This is a genomic window from Lysobacter sp. K5869, from assembly GCF_018847975.1.
In the GTDB taxonomy this organism is placed as follows: Bacteria; Pseudomonadota; Gammaproteobacteria; order Xanthomonadales; family Xanthomonadaceae; genus Lysobacter.
The window spans coordinates 4,585,414-4,602,273 of the sequence record NZ_CP072597.1; the positions used below are offsets into that span (position 1 = coordinate 4,585,414).

A 16,860-nucleotide genomic window follows, 5' to 3' on the forward strand; every position below is an offset into this window, starting at 1 on the left:
TTGGGTTTTCGCGGTCGCGGCTCACGCCGCTCCTACCGCCCCACCTGTAGGAGCGGCGTGAGCCGCGACCGCGACACCCCGCTGGCCGCGCAAACAACGAAGGCGGCCGCAGCCGCCCTCGTCGCGAACTCCGCGCCGCTTACCCCGCGACGCAGTTGTAGCAAACCAACGCGAAATCCTGATCCGTGTCGTCCCCCGAGTTCGGCAAGCCGTTGGAGTTGATGTCGGTCGCGCGCACCTCGATGGTGAACGCGTTGCCGCCATGCTGCGCCGCTTGCAGGAACACGCCCTCGTTGTTGTTGCGCGCGTCCGCCGCGCCGCCGGTCGCCGACCAGCCGCTGGCGGCGAACACGTTGCCGAGGAAGGTGCTGGCGCCGGCGCTCACGCGCAGGTCGAGATTGTTGTTCCACGCCGGCGTGGTGCCGCCCAGGCCGTGGCCCGGCGCGTCGGTCCACACCAGCATGATCCGCACCGGCTTGGTCGCGTCGGCGGCGCGGTAGCTGCGGCTCCAGTTCTCGCCGCTGTTGTTGAACACGTGGGTCTGATCGACGTATTGCACGGTCTGCGCCGGTTTCAGCACCGGATCGATCAGCATCCGCCCCCAGCCCTGCTTGCTGTCGGGCGCGGTCGCCAGGGTGCCGCCGTCGGCGTCGAGCTTGCCGACCAGATTCAGCGACACCGCGGTGAACGCCGCGCGGGTCAGCGCCGGGCTCGGCGTCGCTCCGGCGAATTTGCTGCGGTAGTACTGGGTGAACAAAGCGCTGGCGCCGGCGACCTGCGGCGAGGCCATGCTGGTGCCGCACATCAGCCCATGGCCCGTGGCGCTGTTGGCCGAATCGATCGAACAGCCCGGCGCAACGATGCCCGGAATGCGCCGGCCGTCCAGCGCGGGACCGTGCGCAGTGTTGCTGGACAAGTCGTTGATCGCGGCGATCTGCACCGTGGCCGAACTCTGGCCCTTGGTCGAGCCGACGGTGAAGGTGTTCTTGGCTTCGTCCGGCGAGCCCTGGCTCTGGGTGCCGCCATTGCCGTTCATGAACGACAGCACGTAGTTGAGCGGCTGATCGCCCGGCGCGTTCGGATCGGCGTCGCGCACGCCGACGTCGACCTGTCGCGTGTCGCCGTCGTAACCGCGCGGCGAACCGGCCGGCCCCCAGCTGTTGCCGGAGATCGTCGCGTTGTTGCGCACCGACTGGGTCATCAGCAGCAACATGCCGCCGGCCTGGGTGTAGAACGGCGAATACACCTGCTCGACCAACTTGGCGCCGGGCGCGACGCCGAGGCCGCGCAGGAAGCTGCCGGTGGACGCGGTGGCGCGCACGTTGGACGCGCCGTCGCCGGCCATGATCGCCGCGGTGTGGGTGCCGTGCGCGCTGCTGGCCGAACCGCCGCAGGTGGTGCCGGTGCAGGCGGCCATGCGCGCAGCCAGGTCGGGATGGGTGTGGTAGATGCCGCCGTCGACGTTGGCGATGGTCACGCCGCTGCCGTTGATGCCCAGGCCGCTGAGATAGCTCAGATAACCCGGCACGGCGAGATTGCTCGCGTTGACGTTGCCGGCGTTGATCTGGCCGCTGATCTCGCCGCGCAGGCCGCCGTCGGTGGGCACGCTCTGCACGCTGTAAACGCCCGGCGCCTGCGCCAGCAGCGCGATCTGATCGGCCGGCACGCGCACGCTCTGGCTTTGCAGCGCGCGATCGACGATCTGCGCACCGCCGCCCGCGTCGGCCGCGCCGATCTTGCTCAAGGTCGCGGCGACGCCGGCGCTGCCGCGGCGGCTGATCACGCGCACCTCCAGCGGCCCGGCGCTCTTCGCCGCGGTCTGACGCAACTGCGGCAGCACTTTGTACGCCGGCAGGAAATCGCCGCTCCAACGCACCTCGCGCTGCCCGGCCACGCGCGCCAACGCATCGCGCTTGCCCCACACGATGTAAGTGTAGGGATGCAGATACTGCACCGGCTCCAAGCCCTTGCTGCGCAGCTCATCGAGCCAAGCCTGACGCACCGGCCCCTGGAACTGCACCAGACGCCAATCCTCGCCGTCCGCGCGCGCGCGGCCCCAAACGCTGGCGGCCTGCACCGGTTGCTGCTTGAGCGGATCGAAACGCAGTCCGCCCAGATCCAATTCGTAATTCAGCGCGTGGTCGGACGCCTGCGCGGCGGCCAGCGACGAGGACAAAGCCAGAGCCACGGCCAGCGCCGTGAGCGTGTTGCGACGGTTCATGCGGTCATCTCCAGAAAAAGTTCGGCCTTCGCCGTCCGCGCGGACGGCGTTGGGAGGGAATCGATCGTGGATACACCGGACAGCCGCGTCCGGGCTGCCTGCGTCGCCGGAACGCCAGCACGACACTGCCTCGCCCGCGCGCGGCGCGTCCATGCGCAGACGAACGGCGCGCAGATCAGGCTGTTGCGGGCGATCACAGAACTCCGAAACAGTCGGGCGCAAGGCGATTCGGCACGCAATTTGCGAACGGTCGTTCAGGTTTTCGGCGTCGCCCAATACCCAAACACACGCATTTCTTAACCTGTAAATCGCACGCCCATTGAGCAACACAGAGAGAACTTACCCACCCCGCGCACAACGCAAACATATTCCACGCGCAGCGCATGCTGAAAACATCAAGACAATTTCCATCCACAGAAAAAAGAAGATTGATTTCCCGATTTTTGTGGGATTCCATGCGCTTGCGAACGCAGCCAATTCACGCACGACAGGGAAGATCATGACTCGCCATACGCATCGCACCCGCGGCCGGAAATCAAAGTCGCTCATCGCCGCGGCGCTGTCCGCGGCCTTGCTGGCCTTCGGCCCGATCGCAGCGCTGCCGGCGCGCGCGCAACTCGTCGTCACCGATCCGGGCAACCTCGGCCTCGCGATCAAGGACCTCATCGAAAAGGGCATCCAATACGGCGAACAGGCCACCCGCTGGACCTCGCAGTACAACCATTACAAGCAGCAACTGATCAAGCTGCAGCAACTGCAAATGCAGCAATCGAACATGCGCGACGACTTCCCCGAACGCGATCCGGCCTACGGCATGGAAGACCTCTGCCCTGGCGCGCGTGGCGAAGGACTCGGCGGCGCGATGAGCGCGTTCAACCCGCAACTCGACTCCGACCTCGTCACCGAGCAGCGTCGACTCTGCCAGCGCATGGTCCTGGCCGACAACGCCAAGTACAACGAATCGGTGCGCATGCTCAAGCAGCTGATCCAGCGCAACCGCGAGTTCTCGCAGGTCGAAGGCCAGCGCAACCAAGTCGGCGAAAGCCAAGGCAAGCTCGCCGCCAACGACAACGAAACCCAGCGCTTCATGGTCCGCACGCGCATGGACCTGGATTACTGGCAGGCGCGGATGAAGGCCTACGACGACTACATCGTCGCCCTGCAGAAAGACCAGGCCCGACTGGCGCGGCGCGCGCTGGAGGGCAAACCCAAGGGCGGTGTCGGCAAGATCATTCAGAGCGAGGCGATCAAGAGCGCGTTCTCGTTCTGACCCCACGCCCGCTCACCGACCGATTCGATTCGACGGACCGAACATGCAGTTACCCACCGAATTCTACGATTGGCTGAACCCGCAGGCGCAGGGCGTCGGCGACTATCTCTACTTCAAGCTCGTCAACCTCTACTTCGATCAGAAGATCGACAAGTTCGGTCTGGCGCTGATGCGGCGCACGATGGCCTGGGCCAGCCAGATCGCGCTGGTGCTGGCGACGCTGTGGATCATGCTGGCCGGCTACCGCATCGTCACCGGCCAGTCGCGCGAACCGATGATGGCGCTGGTCACCAACGCCGCGCGGGTGACCTTCATCCTCGCCTTGGCCACCACCATGTCCTTCGGAGGCGCCGGCCTGCACCGGTTCTTCACCAAAGACCTCGACCACGAAGTGCACGCGTTGTTCACCGACGACAGCAGCTCCAGCGCCGACGCGATCGACAAGAACCTGGCCTACATGCAAGTGGCGATGAGCGCGATCGACGCAGTGCAGATCCCCGAGGACAACCTCGAACTGCAGAGGAAAAAAGAACGCGCCCTGCTGTTCGCCGGCGTCGGCACCGCCAGCCCGCCGATGGTCGCCGGCGCGATGCTGCTGCTCTACAAATTCACCCTCGCCCTGTTCATCGGCCTCGGCCCCTTGTTCATCCTGTGCTTGATGTTCGACCAAACCAAGGACCTGTTCCGCAAGTGGCTGATGTACGGCATCGGCACCTTTGTTCTCGATGTCGATGCTCAGCGTGGTGGTGTCGATGGCGCTGGAGTTGATGGCGAAAGTGGCGGTCGCGCTGTGGGTGGCGAAAGCGGTCGGGATTCCGGGCACGGACGCCGAGGGGCTTGGCGTGCAGGCCATGCAGCAGGGCGGGATCGGGCTGCTGATGACGACCATCATCGTGACGGTGCCGCCGGCGGCGGCGATGTTCTTTCAGGGGACGGTGGGGAGTTTCAGCTATAGCTCCGCATTTGGCTCGAAAGAACAACAGGGAGCGCAACCCTCGGGCGCGCCCCCCCCAACGCCCACCTCAGGACGGCGAAAGAACATCGGCTCCTTTGAGATCTCACGCACCTCCGAGCGACAACATCGATCACAACAGAATCAAGACACACGAAGAGTCGCAAAAGCACAGGTAGACGAAACCTTCAGCACCCGTAAAAGTCGGGCTAGAAAACTTCCACTCGGGAGCTACGCGTGAAAATTCGGAAATGCCTGCTCACATCCATCGGAATTCTGCTCGCATCTGCGCAGGCTCAATCCTGTCCACCAGGCAGCGTGTTGCAGAAGGGCAATGGCTGGGAGGGGTGCGTCGGCTCTGCGACAAAATCGGGTCCGACCTGGGCTGATCGCTGGGGCGCCATCGCCATGGATGTAAATACAGGCGCGTTTGGCGCTTCCAGCCGACAGGCATCGAGGAAAAAAGCGGAAAAGAAGGCGCTTACACAATGCGGCGAATCCGGAAAGAATCAATGCGCAGTAAAATTCGTATATATGAACCAGTGTGCAAGCGTAGTCACCGGGAAGAAATGGAACTATACACAAAGCCACAACACTATCACCGAGGCAATCGCCCGAGGAATGAGTAAGTGCGCCTCGGAAGACGAAGAGTGCAACGCGTTCTATTCCGACTGCAGCTTACCGGAGATGGATCGCTAACCTCTGCTCGGCGAGACACCATCAACATCGCGATCAAAGCGCCGACAGCGGCGATGTTTTCAAGGTACGACAGGGGTATTCAGCCACAGTTCCGAATACGACCAAAAAGAACAAAGAGAACACAACCATCAGACGTTCTCGCAACTCCGCCTCAAGACAGAAAAAGAACGGCGCACCCCTGAGATCCTACGCGACTCCGAGCGACAACGCCTGAGCCCCCTGCAAATGATCCGTATATCCTTTCTTCTTGGCGCGACTCTTTTTCCCGGAATAGCCTCGGCGTGCCCGCCGGGGAGCGTTCTCCAGAAGGGCAACGGGTGGGGAGGATGCGTACAAACCTCCGCCGCATCTGTTGACTCTGACCCGAATTGGAAATCACAGTGGGGCGCTATCGCAACCGACGGCGCCAACGCCGCACTCGGCACTTCGACTCAGATCGACTCAAGAAAGGCTGCAGAGAAATCTGCTCTAACGCTGTGCAAGGAAGACGGAGGAAAGAACTGCAAGATAAAGCTCACTTACCATGATCAGTGCGCGAGCTTGATATCTGGCGACAGGCTCTTTTTTGTCCAGAGCGCCGAAAATCAGGATGAGGCAGTTACCGACGGACTCGAGCGCTGCAAAATCGCCGGCGAAACGGGCTGCAGGGAGTATTACTCGGGCTGCAGTCTCCCCAAGCGAATCAGGTAAGCCACACGTATCTGCGCGCATTGACATGAAAACAGCGCCTGCGCTTCTTCTGATCCTTGTCTCCGTCACTCCCTGCAAGTCGCAAGCCTGAACCATAGTGCACGGCAATGGCTGGCAAGGCTGCGCCGAAACACCCGAGCGCGAACCCGTTTGGCTCGACAGATGGGGAGCCGTCGCAACCGACAAATCCACCGGAGCATTCGGCGCAGCGGACACTGTTTCCGAGAGAGACAGAGCCGTAAAGAAGGCAATAAAGCAATGCAAGAAAAACAATGGAATGAATTGCGAGATCAGGCTGACCTATAGGAACGGATGCGCGAGCATGGTCTCGGGAAAGGAGCGGGGCTTTTTTCAGGGCGACCCAGCCAGAGACGGCGCCATATCGATAGCGATGCGCAGATGCAAAGATAAAGACACAGACTGCAGGGTCGTATATACACGCTGCAGTTACGGCGTGAGCATGTAGGAACTTCCAAACCGCCCTTCCCCAACGAAACAATGCATACAGTTATGGCATACAAGCTAAAAACAGCGACCTCTGCGATGCTCGCCCTCTGTTTGTTCTTGTTTGGCGATTCAATCGCCGCCTGCGACCTGCAACGCGGAAACGGCTGGCAGGGCTGCGCCGAACAGTCGGGAGCCGCCACGGTTTACTACGACCGTTGGGGCGCCATTGCGACCGACGAATCGAACGGAGCGTTCGGCGTTGCCGAGTGGGTCGCGCGCAAAGACTCCGCCGAGAGAAAGGCACTAAAGGAATGCAAGAAAAACCGAGGGGTCGATTGCGCGATCAAGTTCACCTATAAGAATGAATGCGTAAGCGTGATCACCGGGAGTCGGATGAATTACTTCCAAAGCAGCATCTCCGATCAGGCGGCGATCTCCCATGGGATGAGCCGATGCAAGATGGACGACAGCGACTGCAAGGTCTTCTATGTTGGCTGCAGCCTGGCCAGGAAAGGGATCTAAACGCGCTTTTTCCCGTGCCTCGGATTCACTTGACCAACACACTCATGGGTTGGCGTGATCGGAGCATCCCGGTTTCCGACGAAACGAAAACTGTGCAGGGATAAGATCCGTCCCTTGCTATTCGCCGGTGCCGACACCGGCATCAGCCTCGCAAGCAAATAGCCTTCCGGCGGGATGTTGCTGCTCTACAAGCTCACCCTCGCCTTGCTCGTCGGCGCCGGCCCGTTGTTCATCCTGCACCTGATGCTCAACCAGACCAACGAACTTTTTTGCGCAAGTAGCTGATACGCGATGTCGGCGCCTTGTCCTCGATGCCGACGCTCCGCGTAGCGGCATCGATGACTGCATCGTCCCGGACCGCCTCGTTCTCGCTTCACGCTGACCGTTACGCGCCGCGATGCTGCACGTCGCGAATGATCGTCGCGCGAATCTCGCTGTGGACTATCCGCGGCGACGTATTCCATCCTTCACGGGTCGCGCGATCGCGCCCGCCGACAAACTCCGCCCGCATCCCGTGCGATGCCTGATTCCGCATCCCTTCCCCACGGTGCTCACAGCGCCGATGCGCAATCTCCGCGCGATAACCACAACGCGCATCCGCCCCGCCGGCACAGCCAATCCACTGCGGGCAACGCAACTCTAATTTGCCTCTTGATTTCGCCGAAGTTGCGGGTTTAATTGCGCCACAAACAGCAATCCGAATTCGCACTCATGCCACCCGTAAGGACGCATGACGAATTCGCCCGAGACCGGCCGCCACGACGGCCCGCCGCGCCCCACGCTTCGATCAACGGACTGACCTCATGCACCTCATCGCGACCTCGCTGGACTGGCTGCTCCCGCAAGCCCAAGGCATCGGCGATTACGTCTTCTTCAAGCTGATCAACGAGTACTTCAACCAGGAAATCGACCAGTTCGGCTTGAGCCTGATGCGGCGAACGATGGCGTGGGCCGCGGGCATCGCGCAGATTCTGGTGACGCTGTGGCTGACGATCGCCGGCTATCGCATCGTCACCGGGCAGTCGCGCGAGCCGATGATGGGGTTGGTGGTCGGCGGCGCGCGGATCGCGGTCATCGTCGCGGTCGCCACCGGCATGTCGTTCGGCGGCGCCAGCCTGCATCGCTTTTTCACCCAAGACCTCGACCGCGAGATACACGCGTTGTTCACCGCGCAGGAAGGCTCCAGCGCCGAGGCCATCGACCGCAATCTGGCCTATATGCAGGTCGCGCTGAACGCGATCGACGCGATCCAGGTGCCCAGCGGCGACGAGGCCCTGCAGGAACGCAAGCGGCAAGCCCTGCTGTTCGCCGGCCTCGGCACCGCCGGCCCACCGATGGTCGCCGGCGCGATGCTGCTGCTCTACAAGTTCACCCTCGCGCTGTTCATCGGCCTCGGCCCGCTGTTCGTGCTGTGCCTGATCTTCGACCAGACCAAGGACTTGTTCCGCAAGTGGCTCATGTACGGCCTGGGCACGCTGTTCTCGATGGCGACGTTGAGCGTGGTCACGGCGATGACGATGAAGCTGTTGAGCAAGATCGCCGTGGCGCTGTGGCTGTCCAAGGCCACCGGCCTGCTCGGCAGCGCCAGCGAGGGCCTGTCCGCGCAAGCGATGCAGCAAGGCGGCATCGGGCTGCTGATGTCGGTGCTGCTGATCAGCGTGCCGCCGGCGGCGGCGATGTTCTTCCAGGGAACGGTGGGGAGCTTCAACAGCTACTCGCAACTGGGCGGAAAACCGCCAGCGGATTCGGGATCCGGCGGCGTCCCCAGGGCGTACGACCCCGGCATGCCGCGCGAAGGCAACCGCGGCGCGACGCCCCATTAGCGGCCGAACGCCGCGCAGAACCGACTCCGCAATGCACACCCCGATATCCAGGAGCGACCGGATGAAATCCATACCATGGGCGTTGGCGCTGATCTTCTGCTTACTGACGGACTCCGCCGTCGCCGAGGGCGCCTGCCCGCCCGGCTACTTCCAAACCAATCGCGGCGCGCCCGGCCCCGTCGGTTGCGCGCCGATCCCCGAGCAGGCGGCGCCGATCCGATACACCTTGCGCTGGGGCGCGGTCGCCGGCGATGGCGAGGGCAACTGGGGCATGTCCGACTCGCGTCGACTGCGCGTCCTGGCCGAGCGCGAAGCGCTCAAGCAGTGCCGCGAGCGCAGTCCAAAGAAATGCCACTTGGTCCAGGTCTATGGGGATCAATGCGTCGCCATCGCCAGCGACGGCATCACCGCGTCCGTCCCTGCCCGCATTACCCGCGAAGCCGCCACGGAAGCCGCGCTGAAAGACTGCGCCAGCTACGCCGAAGACCGCGAATGCCGCATCACGTACAGCGCTTGCAGCAAGTTATGAAGGCCGTTCGGATCGAAGGTATCCGGCGACCTTTGCGCGGTCGCCGCAGCGGTGCGTCTCATCGAACCGTCTTCGCCCGAACTTCGGGAATTGAGATGAAACCCCTCATGCTCTCGCTCGCGCTGACCGGGCTCGCACTGATCTCGCTCGCGGCGGCTTGGCCCGCCGACGCCGAAGGCGCATGCCCGCCCGGCTACTTTCAGAGCAATCAGGGCGGTCAAGGAACGGTGGGTTGCGCGCCGATTCCCGAACAAAGCGCGCCGGTGCAATGGGTGCTGCGATGGGGCGCGGTCGCCAGCGACGACAACGGCCATTGGGGCATGTCCGAATCGCGCCGCTACCGCTTGCAAGCCACCCGCGAAGCGAAGCGGCAATGTCGCGAACGCGGCGGCAGCCGGTGCCGGCTGGTGAAGGCGTATGGCGACGCTTGCATCGCCATCGCCAGCGACGGCACGACCGCCGCCGCGCTGGTTCGACCGACCCGCGAAGAGGCCGTCGATGCCGCGCGGGCCGATTGCGCGGGTTATGCGCAAGGCCGCGAATGCGAGCTCAAGTACAGCGCCTGCAGCAAGCTCTGACGCTTTCCGAACCGGCCGCCGCGCGTTCGGCGGCCCCCATTGTCCTCCGCCGCGGAATCCCACGCCCGTGAATCGCTACGTTCGCTCGTTGCCGCTCTCGCTGCTGCTTTCCACGCTCGCAATCGTGGCGCCGATCTCCGTCGCCGCGCCCCCTAAGGCATCGCCCACTCGCCCGCAGTACCAGCGCTGTCTGGACGACAGCGAAGGCGTCGGGCCCACGATGCAGGAGTGCATCGACGCCGAATACGCCTATCAGGACCGTCGCCTCAACGAGGTCTATCGCCGTCTGATCGCGCGACTGTCCAAGGCCGAAGCCGCGCGCCTGCGCGAACGCCAGCGCGCCTGGATCAAGCAGCGCGATCGCGACTGCGATGCCGGCGCGTCGCCGGGCCAAGGGCAATCGCTCGACGCCGACGGCTGTCTGGTTCGCGAAACCGCCGAACGCGCGGCGCAACTGCAAGTCCGGCTCGACCGCGCGCGCTGAGCGCGCAACCGCGGCCCAGGAATCCCCAACGCGACACAGGAGTGCGACTCATGACCACGGACTGGACGCTCGGCAGCACCTCCGAGCGCTACGAAACCGGCAGCCGCGGCGCGGCGACGATCTCGACCGGCAAAGGCGATCACGGCGGCGTGTCCTACGGCGCCTATCAGCTGTCCTCGCGCGTCGGCACGCTGCGCGAATACCTGGATCAGTCCAGGTACGGCGAGCGCTTCGCCGGATTGACGCCGGCCACGCCCGCGTTCAACGCGCGCTGGCGGGAACTCGCGCGCACCGATCCGGGTTTCGCCGCCGATCAGCACGACTTCATCCGCGACAGCCATTACCGAGTCCAATGCGACCGGCTCAAGGCGCGCGGCATCGACCTGAGCGAGCGCGGCCCAGCGGTGCAGGACGCGCTGTGGAGCACCTCGGTGCAGTTGCGCGCGTTGACTCCGCAGATCGTGCAGAAAGGGCTCGAGGAGAAGTTCGGCCCCGATTACCGGCTCGACCGCTTGAGCGACCGCGACATCGTCGAGGCGATCCAGGACTACAAGATCCAGCACAACGAGCGCCTGTTCCGCCGTTCGCCGGAAGCTTGGGGCGGCTTGCTCAACCGCGCCCGCCACGAGAAGGAGGATCTGGTCGCGCTGGCCGAAGGCCGCGAGCCGGTGCGCGAGGCGCCGACGCGAACGCCCCGCTCCGCCGAGGTCGAACGCGCGCAGAACGCGCTCAACGCGCTCGGCATCGGCGATCGCGAGGGCCGCCCGCTGGACGTCGACGGACGGCTCGGCGCGCGCAGCCGCGAAGCGCTGCAGGCGTTCCAGCGCGCGCACGGGCTCGACGACGACGGACGGCTGAGCAAGGCGACCTTGCAGGCGCTGGACGCGGCGGTCGCCGAGCGCACCCCGCCGGAGCCGCGCACGCCGCGCATCGACGAGCGCGGTCATCCGGATCATGCGCTGTATCTGCAAGCCGCCGCGGGGCTCGAAAAACTCGGCGGCTTCCGATCGCGCGACCAACTCGAACGCGCCGCCGCGACGCTGGCCTGCGAGGCGCGCGCCGGCGGACTGCAGCGCATCGATCAGGTGCTGCAGAGCGCGGACGGGCAGCGCTTGTTCGCGGTCGAAGGCGACCCGCACGACCCCGCCCACCGGCATGCGGTCGCGGACAAGGCGCAGGCGGTCGCGCAGAGCGTGCAGGAGAGCACGCGCGCGCTCGAGCAGGACGCGCCCGCGCAAGCGCCCGCGCGGCCGCATGCGGAGACGAAAGCGCCGCAGCCGATGCAGGTGTGAACATTGCGTGCGACGGCGCGCTCCGTCTTTCGGAGCGCGCCGCGAGAGCCGGCGCGCTCGGCGCCGGAAACTCCAACGAACGGCGCGCGCCGACGGCTGCGCGCCGCAGATTTCTCAGCCCGTCACCGCCGCCGTCACCACGATCTCGACCCGATACTTCGGGTTGGCCAACGGCGCCTGCACGGTCGCGCGCGGCGGCGTGTGGCCGGGTTCGACCCAGGCGTCCCACACCGCGTTCATGCCGGCGAAGTCGGCCATGTCGACGAGGAAGATCTGCGCCATCAGGATGCGGGTCTTGTCGGTGCCCGCGCGCGCCAGCAAGGCGTCGATGGAGGCCAAGGTCTCGCGGGTCTGGCCGGCGATGTCCAGGTCTTCGCTGTCGGGCACCTGCCCGGCGAGATAGGCCACGCCGTTGTAGACCGCCATTTCCGACAGCCGCGCGCCTACGTCGAATCGCTGGATCATGGGTTTCGCCTCGCTGGTGTGGGGCGGGTATTGTCCCTTATCGACGCGGCGCGTGGGCGGGGTTCGGCGCCTGGGGGAGCAGAACGTCCGGCGAGGTCGGTGCGCGGGTGCGCGGAAGGCGCCGTGCGCAGTGCGGCACGTCGGGATATTGGGTGGATTCGTCTTTCTGGCCGCGCCGGTTCGCGGGCTGGGCTACATTTCGGGCGTATTGGCCTGAATGATCCGATCGCTCTCCGCTCGATCCTCGGCCTTTTCCGCCTTGCGCGCCGCATCGGCGTTGGCGCGGTGCTGGGCGCGCATCTGCGGCGGCAGCGCGTCGACTTGGCGATTGGGTTGCAGCAGCGCGCGCTCGCCCGGCGGCAGTTGGCAGTTGCGGCTGAGGATTTCCAGTTCGTCGCCGTTGCGCGCGGCGCCGCTTTGCAGGTTCACCACCACGCCGAGCGTGTCGCCCAAGGGTTCGAGCTGGCGGCAGATCGCATCGACCGTGTCGTAAGTGCGGTCGGCGTTGCGGCCGACGATGGCGAACAGGTTTTCGTTGTCGATCCACACCACCGAGCGCACGCCCTTGACGCTGCGCGCGGCGATGCGCGCGTTCTCGCGATCCACGCGCTTGCTCGGGTCGGCGAGCTTGATCGAGCGGTTGAAGTCCTGATTGAGCGCTTGCAGGTTCTGTTGTAGCCCTTGCTGATCGCCGCCGAGCGCTTGCGCGCGCATCTTGACCAGACGCGCCGCGGTCTCGGTCGGGTCCAGCGGTTTGCCGGCGCGCTGCGGTTGCGCCTGAGCTTGCGCCGCGGTGTCGGCGCCGCCGCCGCATGCGCTCAACGCGCCGGCCAACACCGCCGCCGTCAACGCCGCCATTCCGGAAATCGCATTGCGCTTCATCGCTGCACCTCGCCGCCGCGCGGCCTGGCTTGGGGTCGGCCCCGGCGGCGACGCCGCGGGGCCACAGCGGCCTTATACCGCGCCGCGGCGTAAAACGGTTGTCGCATCGCAGCGCAAATGCGACGCGGTTCGCTGTAACGCGCATCGATAGCCGCATCTTGCGAATCCGCAACGCCCGCCGCGCCGCTTCCGCGACCCAGGCACGAATTCAGATTCGCGCCGCCATTACATTCGGCCTCAGGCGCAACCCAACGCGCCCGCTCCGCCGCCTCGCGCGGCGACGGCCGGATATCGCACCGGCCGCGGCGGGCCTGCTGCGCGCCGCATACCGATAACGACACATCGCCAACGCTGTCGCCGCGCCGCGCGTTGCCGCGGCGCGCCTCGGGGGGACCGAGCACTCGAACCCTTTGAGGAATCCTTATGTCCGCATCCGCCACGCCCACGCACCGCACCGCGTCTTCGCGCCGCCGGCGCACCGCCCTCGCCCGCGCCGCCGGCCTGTTCGGCCTGTTGTGCGCGCACGCCGCCTTCGCCGCGCCGCAAGCGCCCGCCGAACCCGCGCTCGCCGCGCCGTCCGCATCGGCGGCCGCGGCCTGCACCTACGTCGAATGGACCCGCGGGGTGAACTACACCCTCGGCACCATCGTGCGCTTTCCGCCCAACGGCCAGTTCTACAAGCTGGTCAACGTCGGGACCAACGGCAGCGACGGCACCGACCCGACCATCAGCACCTGGTACTGGCAGCCGACCACCTGCGACAGCGGTCCCGCGCCGGGCGGCTTCGTGGTCAGCGAAGCGCAGTTCAACCAAATGTTCCCCAACCGCAATCCGTTCTACACCTACGCCGGCCTGCTCGCGGCGCTGCGTTCGTATCCGAATTTCGCCAAGGACGGCGGCGACACCGTCGCGCGCCAGGAAGCCGCGGCGTTCCTGGCCAACGTGCATCACGAGACCGGCGGGCTGGTGCACATCCGCGAGCAGAACCAAGCCAACTGGGACCATTACTGCCAGCCGGCCGGCAGCTGCGGCGGCAAGCAGTACTACGGGCGCGGGCCGATCCAGTTGAGCTGGAACTACAACTATTCCGCCGCCGGCAACGCGCTGGGGCTGGATTTGCTCAACAACCCAGACTGGGTCGCCACCAATGCCGCGATCTCGTGGCAGACCGCGCTGTGGTACTGGATGACCCAACGCGGCGGCGCCAGCAACACGCCGCATCAGGCGATGGTGAACCTGCGCGCGTTCGGCGAGACGATCCGCGCGATCAACGGCGGGATCGAGTGCAACGCCAGCGGGATCGGGCATCAGCAGATGCTCAACCGGGTTTCGAACTACCGCGGTTTTACCGCGATTTTGGGCGTGCCCACGGGCGGCAATCTGGAGTGTTGAGGCAAGGCGCCCGGTCGTTTCGACGATCGGGCGCGGTTGCGTCGTAGTCGAGGTGTCGCGGTCGCGGCTTACGCCGCTCCTACACGGCGCGAGCCGCGATCGCGAAAATACGCTTACGGCGAACTCCACCTACCCGCGCGCATCCCTCACCCATCGAACGCCGCGCACCCGATCTCCTGCGTCCCCGGCTGTTCCCCGGCGCGCACGAACTGGATGTCCGGCATCGGCACGTTCTCGCTCGCCTCGGCGGTCGGCACGCCTTCGGTGTACTCCTCGCGGTACACCGCCGGCAGCGGCTTGGCGCCGATGGCCGCGCGCGCCTGCTCGGCGCTGGCCTCGACCTGCACCGCGAACATCGCGCCGCTGTCGAAGAAATACGTCACCTGCTTCACCGGAAAACCGTGCAAGCGCGCGGGACGGCCGGGCTTGAGCGTGCCCGAACCGACCCCGACTTCGCCGACGCTGCTGTCCTCGCCGATGTCCACGCCCGCCTCGCGCAAGCGCTGGGCGAACTGCGCGTCTTGCAAATCGGCGATGTAATCGCCCTTGCAACCGGCGTTGGCGGCGATCCACTTCTCGAAATCGAACGCGGGCGCGGCCGGCGCCTTCGCCGCCTTGGCCGAGACCTGCGGCGCGTCGGCCGGTCCGCCGCAAGCGCTCAAACCGGCGGCCAACACGATCGCCGCGGCGCCGCGAACGCGGACGCCGGCGAAAAAACCTGAGTTCATGAAAGATCCTTTTCCTGGAGCCATCCCCGATTCGCCGACAGCCTACCGGTTCGCCGGCGCCGACGCAGCCGCCGCGTGCGGCGGCAGGGTCAGGCACGCGCCGCTGCCGTTGGCCGGCGGCTTGCTCGGGAACCGGCCTTCGGGATAGACGAACACCGGCGAGGTGGCGACGAAGCCGTCGGCGAAGGAGAACTCGACGAAGGCCGCGCCCCAGCCGCTCGCGGGCTGGGCGAGCGCCGCCTGCGCGGTGTTGCGCTGCGTCTGCAACGCTTGCTCGCGGTAGCGCACGCCGCAGGCGAAACGGAAATCGCGCGAGTCGGGATTCTCGGCCACCCACAGCTTCGCCGACACCGGCCGCTCCGACGCGCGCGCGCTCAGGCTCAGTTGCCCGCCGCGTTCGCTCAGGCGCGCCTTGACCTGCGGCAGCGGCTGATGGCGGTTCCAACGCTGCAGCGCCGGAATCAAGGTCTCGCGGATATGCCGGCGAATGCCGCCGTGATCGGAATTGGGCGCCGCGCGCAGCGCGGTGGCGCCGGGCAGATCGTCTACGTACAGGCGCTGAGCGTCGGGCGGGAAGAAATCGTCGCCGCTGGCGCTGACCAGATACTTGGGAATCGCCAGCCGGCTGCGATGGCGTCCGGACAAATACGCGTAAGGATCTTCCACCTGCATCAACTGCGCGAACTGCGGCTCCTCGTAGCGCCTGGTGATGCCTTCTTGATAGTAAGGCTGCAGCGCGATCGGCCAGCCGCCGCCGTACGCGCGGCCGATGTGGCCGATCAGCGGCGCGATGCGCATGTCGATCACGTAGGACACGATGCCGCTCACGCGCGGATCGCCGATGGCGGTGAGCCACGCGGCCCAGGCGCGCTTGGACGCGCCGGTGACCACGAACGAGCGCAGCTTCCACGGCGCAAGCTCGCGCTGAGCCAGATCCATCGCCTTGACCGCGCTTTCGGCCATCGGCACGTGCAGCGGCAACGTCGCGTTGGCGGCGCTGGGATCGTCGAGGAAACGGCGCCAGGTCGCGGCGACCAGTACGTCTTCCTTCTTCGGCGCCTCGCCCGGCAAGGTCACGTACTGATTGGGAACGTCGGACACCGAGACGACGATGGTCTGCGTCGCGACCGCGGTTTCCAGCGCCAGCGCTTCGTCGAAATCGCCGGGCGGGCGCTGCGGGTCGCTGCCGTTGGCGCGGTTGGTGCCGTTGTTGATCGCCAGCAGCGCCGACTTCGGCCGCGCGGCGTCGGGCACGTACAGATCGACGCGGTGGGTCCACTGCGCGGGTTCGGCGCCGCCGGTTTCCGGCCACGATTGCGAGTACAGCCGATAGCTGCGCTTTTCCGCGCCGTCCAGGCGCACGCGCTCGATCGCTTCGTAACGCAGCGGCTGACGCGCGAGGCGTTGGCGGTAATCGGGCCAGGCCTCGCCGAAACCGGCGGGACGGCGCTGCGCGGCGGCGTCTTGCGGCGGCGCGGCCGGCGTCAGCGCCGCGGCGTGCGCGGTGCAACCGGCGGCGAGCGCGGCGGCAACGAGCCAGCCCAGGCGCGAACGGTGCGGATGGATGCGGGCCATGCGGGGTTCCTCGGCGTTCGAGGAGCGAAGCATAAACCGCGGAATCGGCGGCGTCCCGCTCGCGTTGTCATCGGGTAAGGCGTCGATCTGTCATATCGGCGGATGCGGCGAGCGTCGCGCGGGACTCGCATCCGGTGTCGTGCGCCGCCGGGTTGAGCGCTTCGTCGCTTCGGTGGTCGCGGCTTACGCCGCTCCTGCACGGCCGAACGCTGCGCGTCGCCGCATGTGCAGGCTGCGTGACGACCTACTCCGCAATCATCGCCGCGTCGTTGCCCGCCTCTGCAATTCACGAGCGCGCAAATGTTCGTTGC

General features: G+C 66.1%; 16 protein-coding genes. 11 read left to right on the forward strand and 5 right to left on the reverse strand.

Annotation, left to right across the window (positions count from 1 at the left end; translation table 11 throughout):
• Positions 1-139 precede the first annotated feature (139 nt).
• Entirely contained in the window at positions 140-2,221 is a 2,082-nt protein-coding gene (locus J5226_RS19140) for a S8 family serine peptidase (RefSeq protein WP_215836128.1), read from the reverse strand.
• A gap of 499 nt (positions 2,222-2,720) precedes the next feature.
• Between J5226_RS19140 and J5226_RS19145 the strand changes: the two genes are divergently transcribed.
• The 10 genes from J5226_RS19145 (at position 2,721) to J5226_RS19200 (ending at position 11,507) form a co-directional block, all read left to right on the forward strand.
• Entirely contained in the window at positions 2,721-3,491 is a 771-nt protein-coding gene (locus tag J5226_RS19145; RefSeq protein WP_255322856.1) for a hypothetical protein, read from the forward strand.
• Between the two features lie 43 nt (positions 3,492-3,534).
• Complete coding sequence (locus J5226_RS19150; RefSeq protein ID WP_215836129.1) at positions 3,535-4,446, forward strand: type IV secretion system protein; 912 nt, start codon at positions 3,535-3,537, stop codon at positions 4,444-4,446.
• A 234-nt stretch (positions 4,447-4,680) separates the two neighbouring features.
• The gene (locus J5226_RS19155; RefSeq protein ID WP_215836130.1) at positions 4,681-5,142 is read left to right on the forward strand and encodes a DUF4189 domain-containing protein; all 462 of its coding nucleotides are present in this window, start codon (positions 4,681-4,683) and stop codon (positions 5,140-5,142) included.
• A gap of 1,200 nt (positions 5,143-6,342) precedes the next feature.
• Positions 6,343-6,801, forward strand: coding sequence for a DUF4189 domain-containing protein (locus J5226_RS19170; RefSeq protein WP_215836133.1), 459 nt, complete (start codon positions 6,343-6,345; stop codon positions 6,799-6,801).
• 174 nt (positions 6,802-6,975) lie between these two features.
• Positions 6,976-7,086: a type IV secretion system protein gene (locus tag J5226_RS19175; protein ID WP_215836134.1), complete on the forward strand. Its 111-nt coding sequence runs from the start codon at positions 6,976-6,978 to the stop codon at positions 7,084-7,086.
• Between the two features lie 518 nt (positions 7,087-7,604).
• The gene (locus tag J5226_RS19180; protein WP_215836135.1) at positions 7,605-8,624 is read left to right on the forward strand and encodes a type IV secretion system protein; all 1,020 of its coding nucleotides are present in this window, start codon (positions 7,605-7,607) and stop codon (positions 8,622-8,624) included.
• A 31-nt stretch (positions 8,625-8,655) separates the two neighbouring features.
• A complete protein-coding gene (locus tag J5226_RS19185; protein ID WP_215836136.1) occupies positions 8,656-9,153 on the forward strand; it encodes a DUF4189 domain-containing protein in 498 nt (165 codons plus the stop codon).
• A 95-nt stretch (positions 9,154-9,248) separates the two neighbouring features.
• On the forward strand, positions 9,249-9,731 hold the full coding sequence (locus J5226_RS19190) for a DUF4189 domain-containing protein (protein ID WP_215836137.1): 483 nt from the start codon (positions 9,249-9,251) through the stop codon (positions 9,729-9,731).
• Positions 9,732-9,798: 67 nt separating this feature from the next.
• Positions 9,799-10,215, forward strand: coding sequence for a lysozyme inhibitor LprI family protein (locus tag J5226_RS25495; RefSeq protein ID WP_255322857.1), 417 nt, complete (start codon positions 9,799-9,801; stop codon positions 10,213-10,215).
• A 50-nt stretch (positions 10,216-10,265) separates the two neighbouring features.
• Positions 10,266-11,507, forward strand: a complete 1,242-nt coding sequence (locus tag J5226_RS19200; protein WP_215836138.1) for an XVIPCD domain-containing protein — start codon at positions 10,266-10,268, stop codon at positions 11,505-11,507.
• 114 nt (positions 11,508-11,621) lie between these two features.
• On the opposite strand, the gene J5226_RS19205 is transcribed toward J5226_RS19200, so the two are convergent.
• Together J5226_RS19205 and J5226_RS19210 are read right to left on the reverse strand one after the other, a co-directional pair.
• The gene (locus J5226_RS19205; protein ID WP_215836139.1) at positions 11,622-11,972 is read right to left on the reverse strand and encodes a RidA family protein; all 351 of its coding nucleotides are present in this window, start codon (positions 11,970-11,972) and stop codon (positions 11,622-11,624) included.
• Positions 11,973-12,164: 192 nt separating this feature from the next.
• On the reverse strand, positions 12,165-12,830 hold the full coding sequence (locus tag J5226_RS19210) for a hypothetical protein (RefSeq protein ID WP_215836140.1): 666 nt from the start codon (positions 12,828-12,830) through the stop codon (positions 12,165-12,167).
• A gap of 447 nt (positions 12,831-13,277) precedes the next feature.
• Between J5226_RS19210 and J5226_RS19215 the strand changes: the two genes are divergently transcribed.
• On the forward strand, positions 13,278-14,246 hold the full coding sequence (locus J5226_RS19215) for a glycoside hydrolase family 19 protein (RefSeq protein WP_215836141.1): 969 nt from the start codon (positions 13,278-13,280) through the stop codon (positions 14,244-14,246).
• A 146-nt stretch (positions 14,247-14,392) separates the two neighbouring features.
• On the opposite strand, the gene J5226_RS19220 is transcribed toward J5226_RS19215, so the two are convergent.
• Together J5226_RS19220 and J5226_RS19225 are read right to left on the reverse strand one after the other, a co-directional pair.
• The gene (locus J5226_RS19220; RefSeq protein WP_215836142.1) at positions 14,393-14,974 is read right to left on the reverse strand and encodes a hypothetical protein; all 582 of its coding nucleotides are present in this window, start codon (positions 14,972-14,974) and stop codon (positions 14,393-14,395) included.
• 42 nt (positions 14,975-15,016) lie between these two features.
• Positions 15,017-16,549 carry a PhoPQ-activated protein PqaA family protein gene (locus tag J5226_RS19225; RefSeq protein WP_215836143.1) on the reverse strand — a complete coding sequence of 511 codons (1,533 nt, stop codon included), beginning with the start codon at positions 16,547-16,549 and terminating at the stop codon, positions 15,017-15,019.
• Positions 16,550-16,860: the final 311 nt, after the last annotated feature.

What these genes read in the sequence shown, in the direction of transcription:
- J5226_RS19145 (WP_255322856.1), top strand. Translation starts at nt 2,721, where the DNA reads ATGACTCGCCATACGCATCGCACCCGCGGCCGGAAATCAAAGTCGCTC.
- J5226_RS19205 (WP_215836139.1), bottom strand. Translation starts at nt 11,972, where the DNA reads ATGATCCAGCGATTCGACGTAGGCGCGCGGCTGTCGGAAATGGCGGTC.
- J5226_RS19225 (WP_215836143.1), bottom strand. Translation starts at nt 16,549, where the DNA reads ATGGCCCGCATCCATCCGCACCGTTCGCGCCTGGGCTGGCTCGTTGCC.
- J5226_RS19220 (WP_215836142.1), bottom strand. Translation starts at nt 14,974, where the DNA reads ATGAACTCAGGTTTTTTCGCCGGCGTCCGCGTTCGCGGCGCCGCGGCG.
- J5226_RS19150 (WP_215836129.1), top strand. Translation starts at nt 3,535, where the DNA reads ATGCAGTTACCCACCGAATTCTACGATTGGCTGAACCCGCAGGCGCAG.
- J5226_RS19210 (WP_215836140.1), bottom strand. Translation starts at nt 12,830, where the DNA reads ATGGCGGCGTTGACGGCGGCGGTGTTGGCCGGCGCGTTGAGCGCATGC.
- J5226_RS19185 (WP_215836136.1), top strand. Translation starts at nt 8,656, where the DNA reads ATGCACACCCCGATATCCAGGAGCGACCGGATGAAATCCATACCATGG.
- J5226_RS19215 (WP_215836141.1), top strand. Translation starts at nt 13,278, where the DNA reads ATGTCCGCATCCGCCACGCCCACGCACCGCACCGCGTCTTCGCGCCGC.
- J5226_RS19170 (WP_215836133.1), top strand. Translation starts at nt 6,343, where the DNA reads ATGGCATACAAGCTAAAAACAGCGACCTCTGCGATGCTCGCCCTCTGT.
- J5226_RS19175 (WP_215836134.1), top strand. Translation starts at nt 6,976, where the DNA reads ATGTTGCTGCTCTACAAGCTCACCCTCGCCTTGCTCGTCGGCGCCGGC.
- J5226_RS19190 (WP_215836137.1), top strand. Translation starts at nt 9,249, where the DNA reads ATGAAACCCCTCATGCTCTCGCTCGCGCTGACCGGGCTCGCACTGATC.
- J5226_RS19200 (WP_215836138.1), top strand. Translation starts at nt 10,266, where the DNA reads ATGACCACGGACTGGACGCTCGGCAGCACCTCCGAGCGCTACGAAACC.
- J5226_RS19140 (WP_215836128.1), bottom strand. Translation starts at nt 2,221, where the DNA reads ATGAACCGTCGCAACACGCTCACGGCGCTGGCCGTGGCTCTGGCTTTG.
- J5226_RS19180 (WP_215836135.1), top strand. Translation starts at nt 7,605, where the DNA reads ATGCACCTCATCGCGACCTCGCTGGACTGGCTGCTCCCGCAAGCCCAA.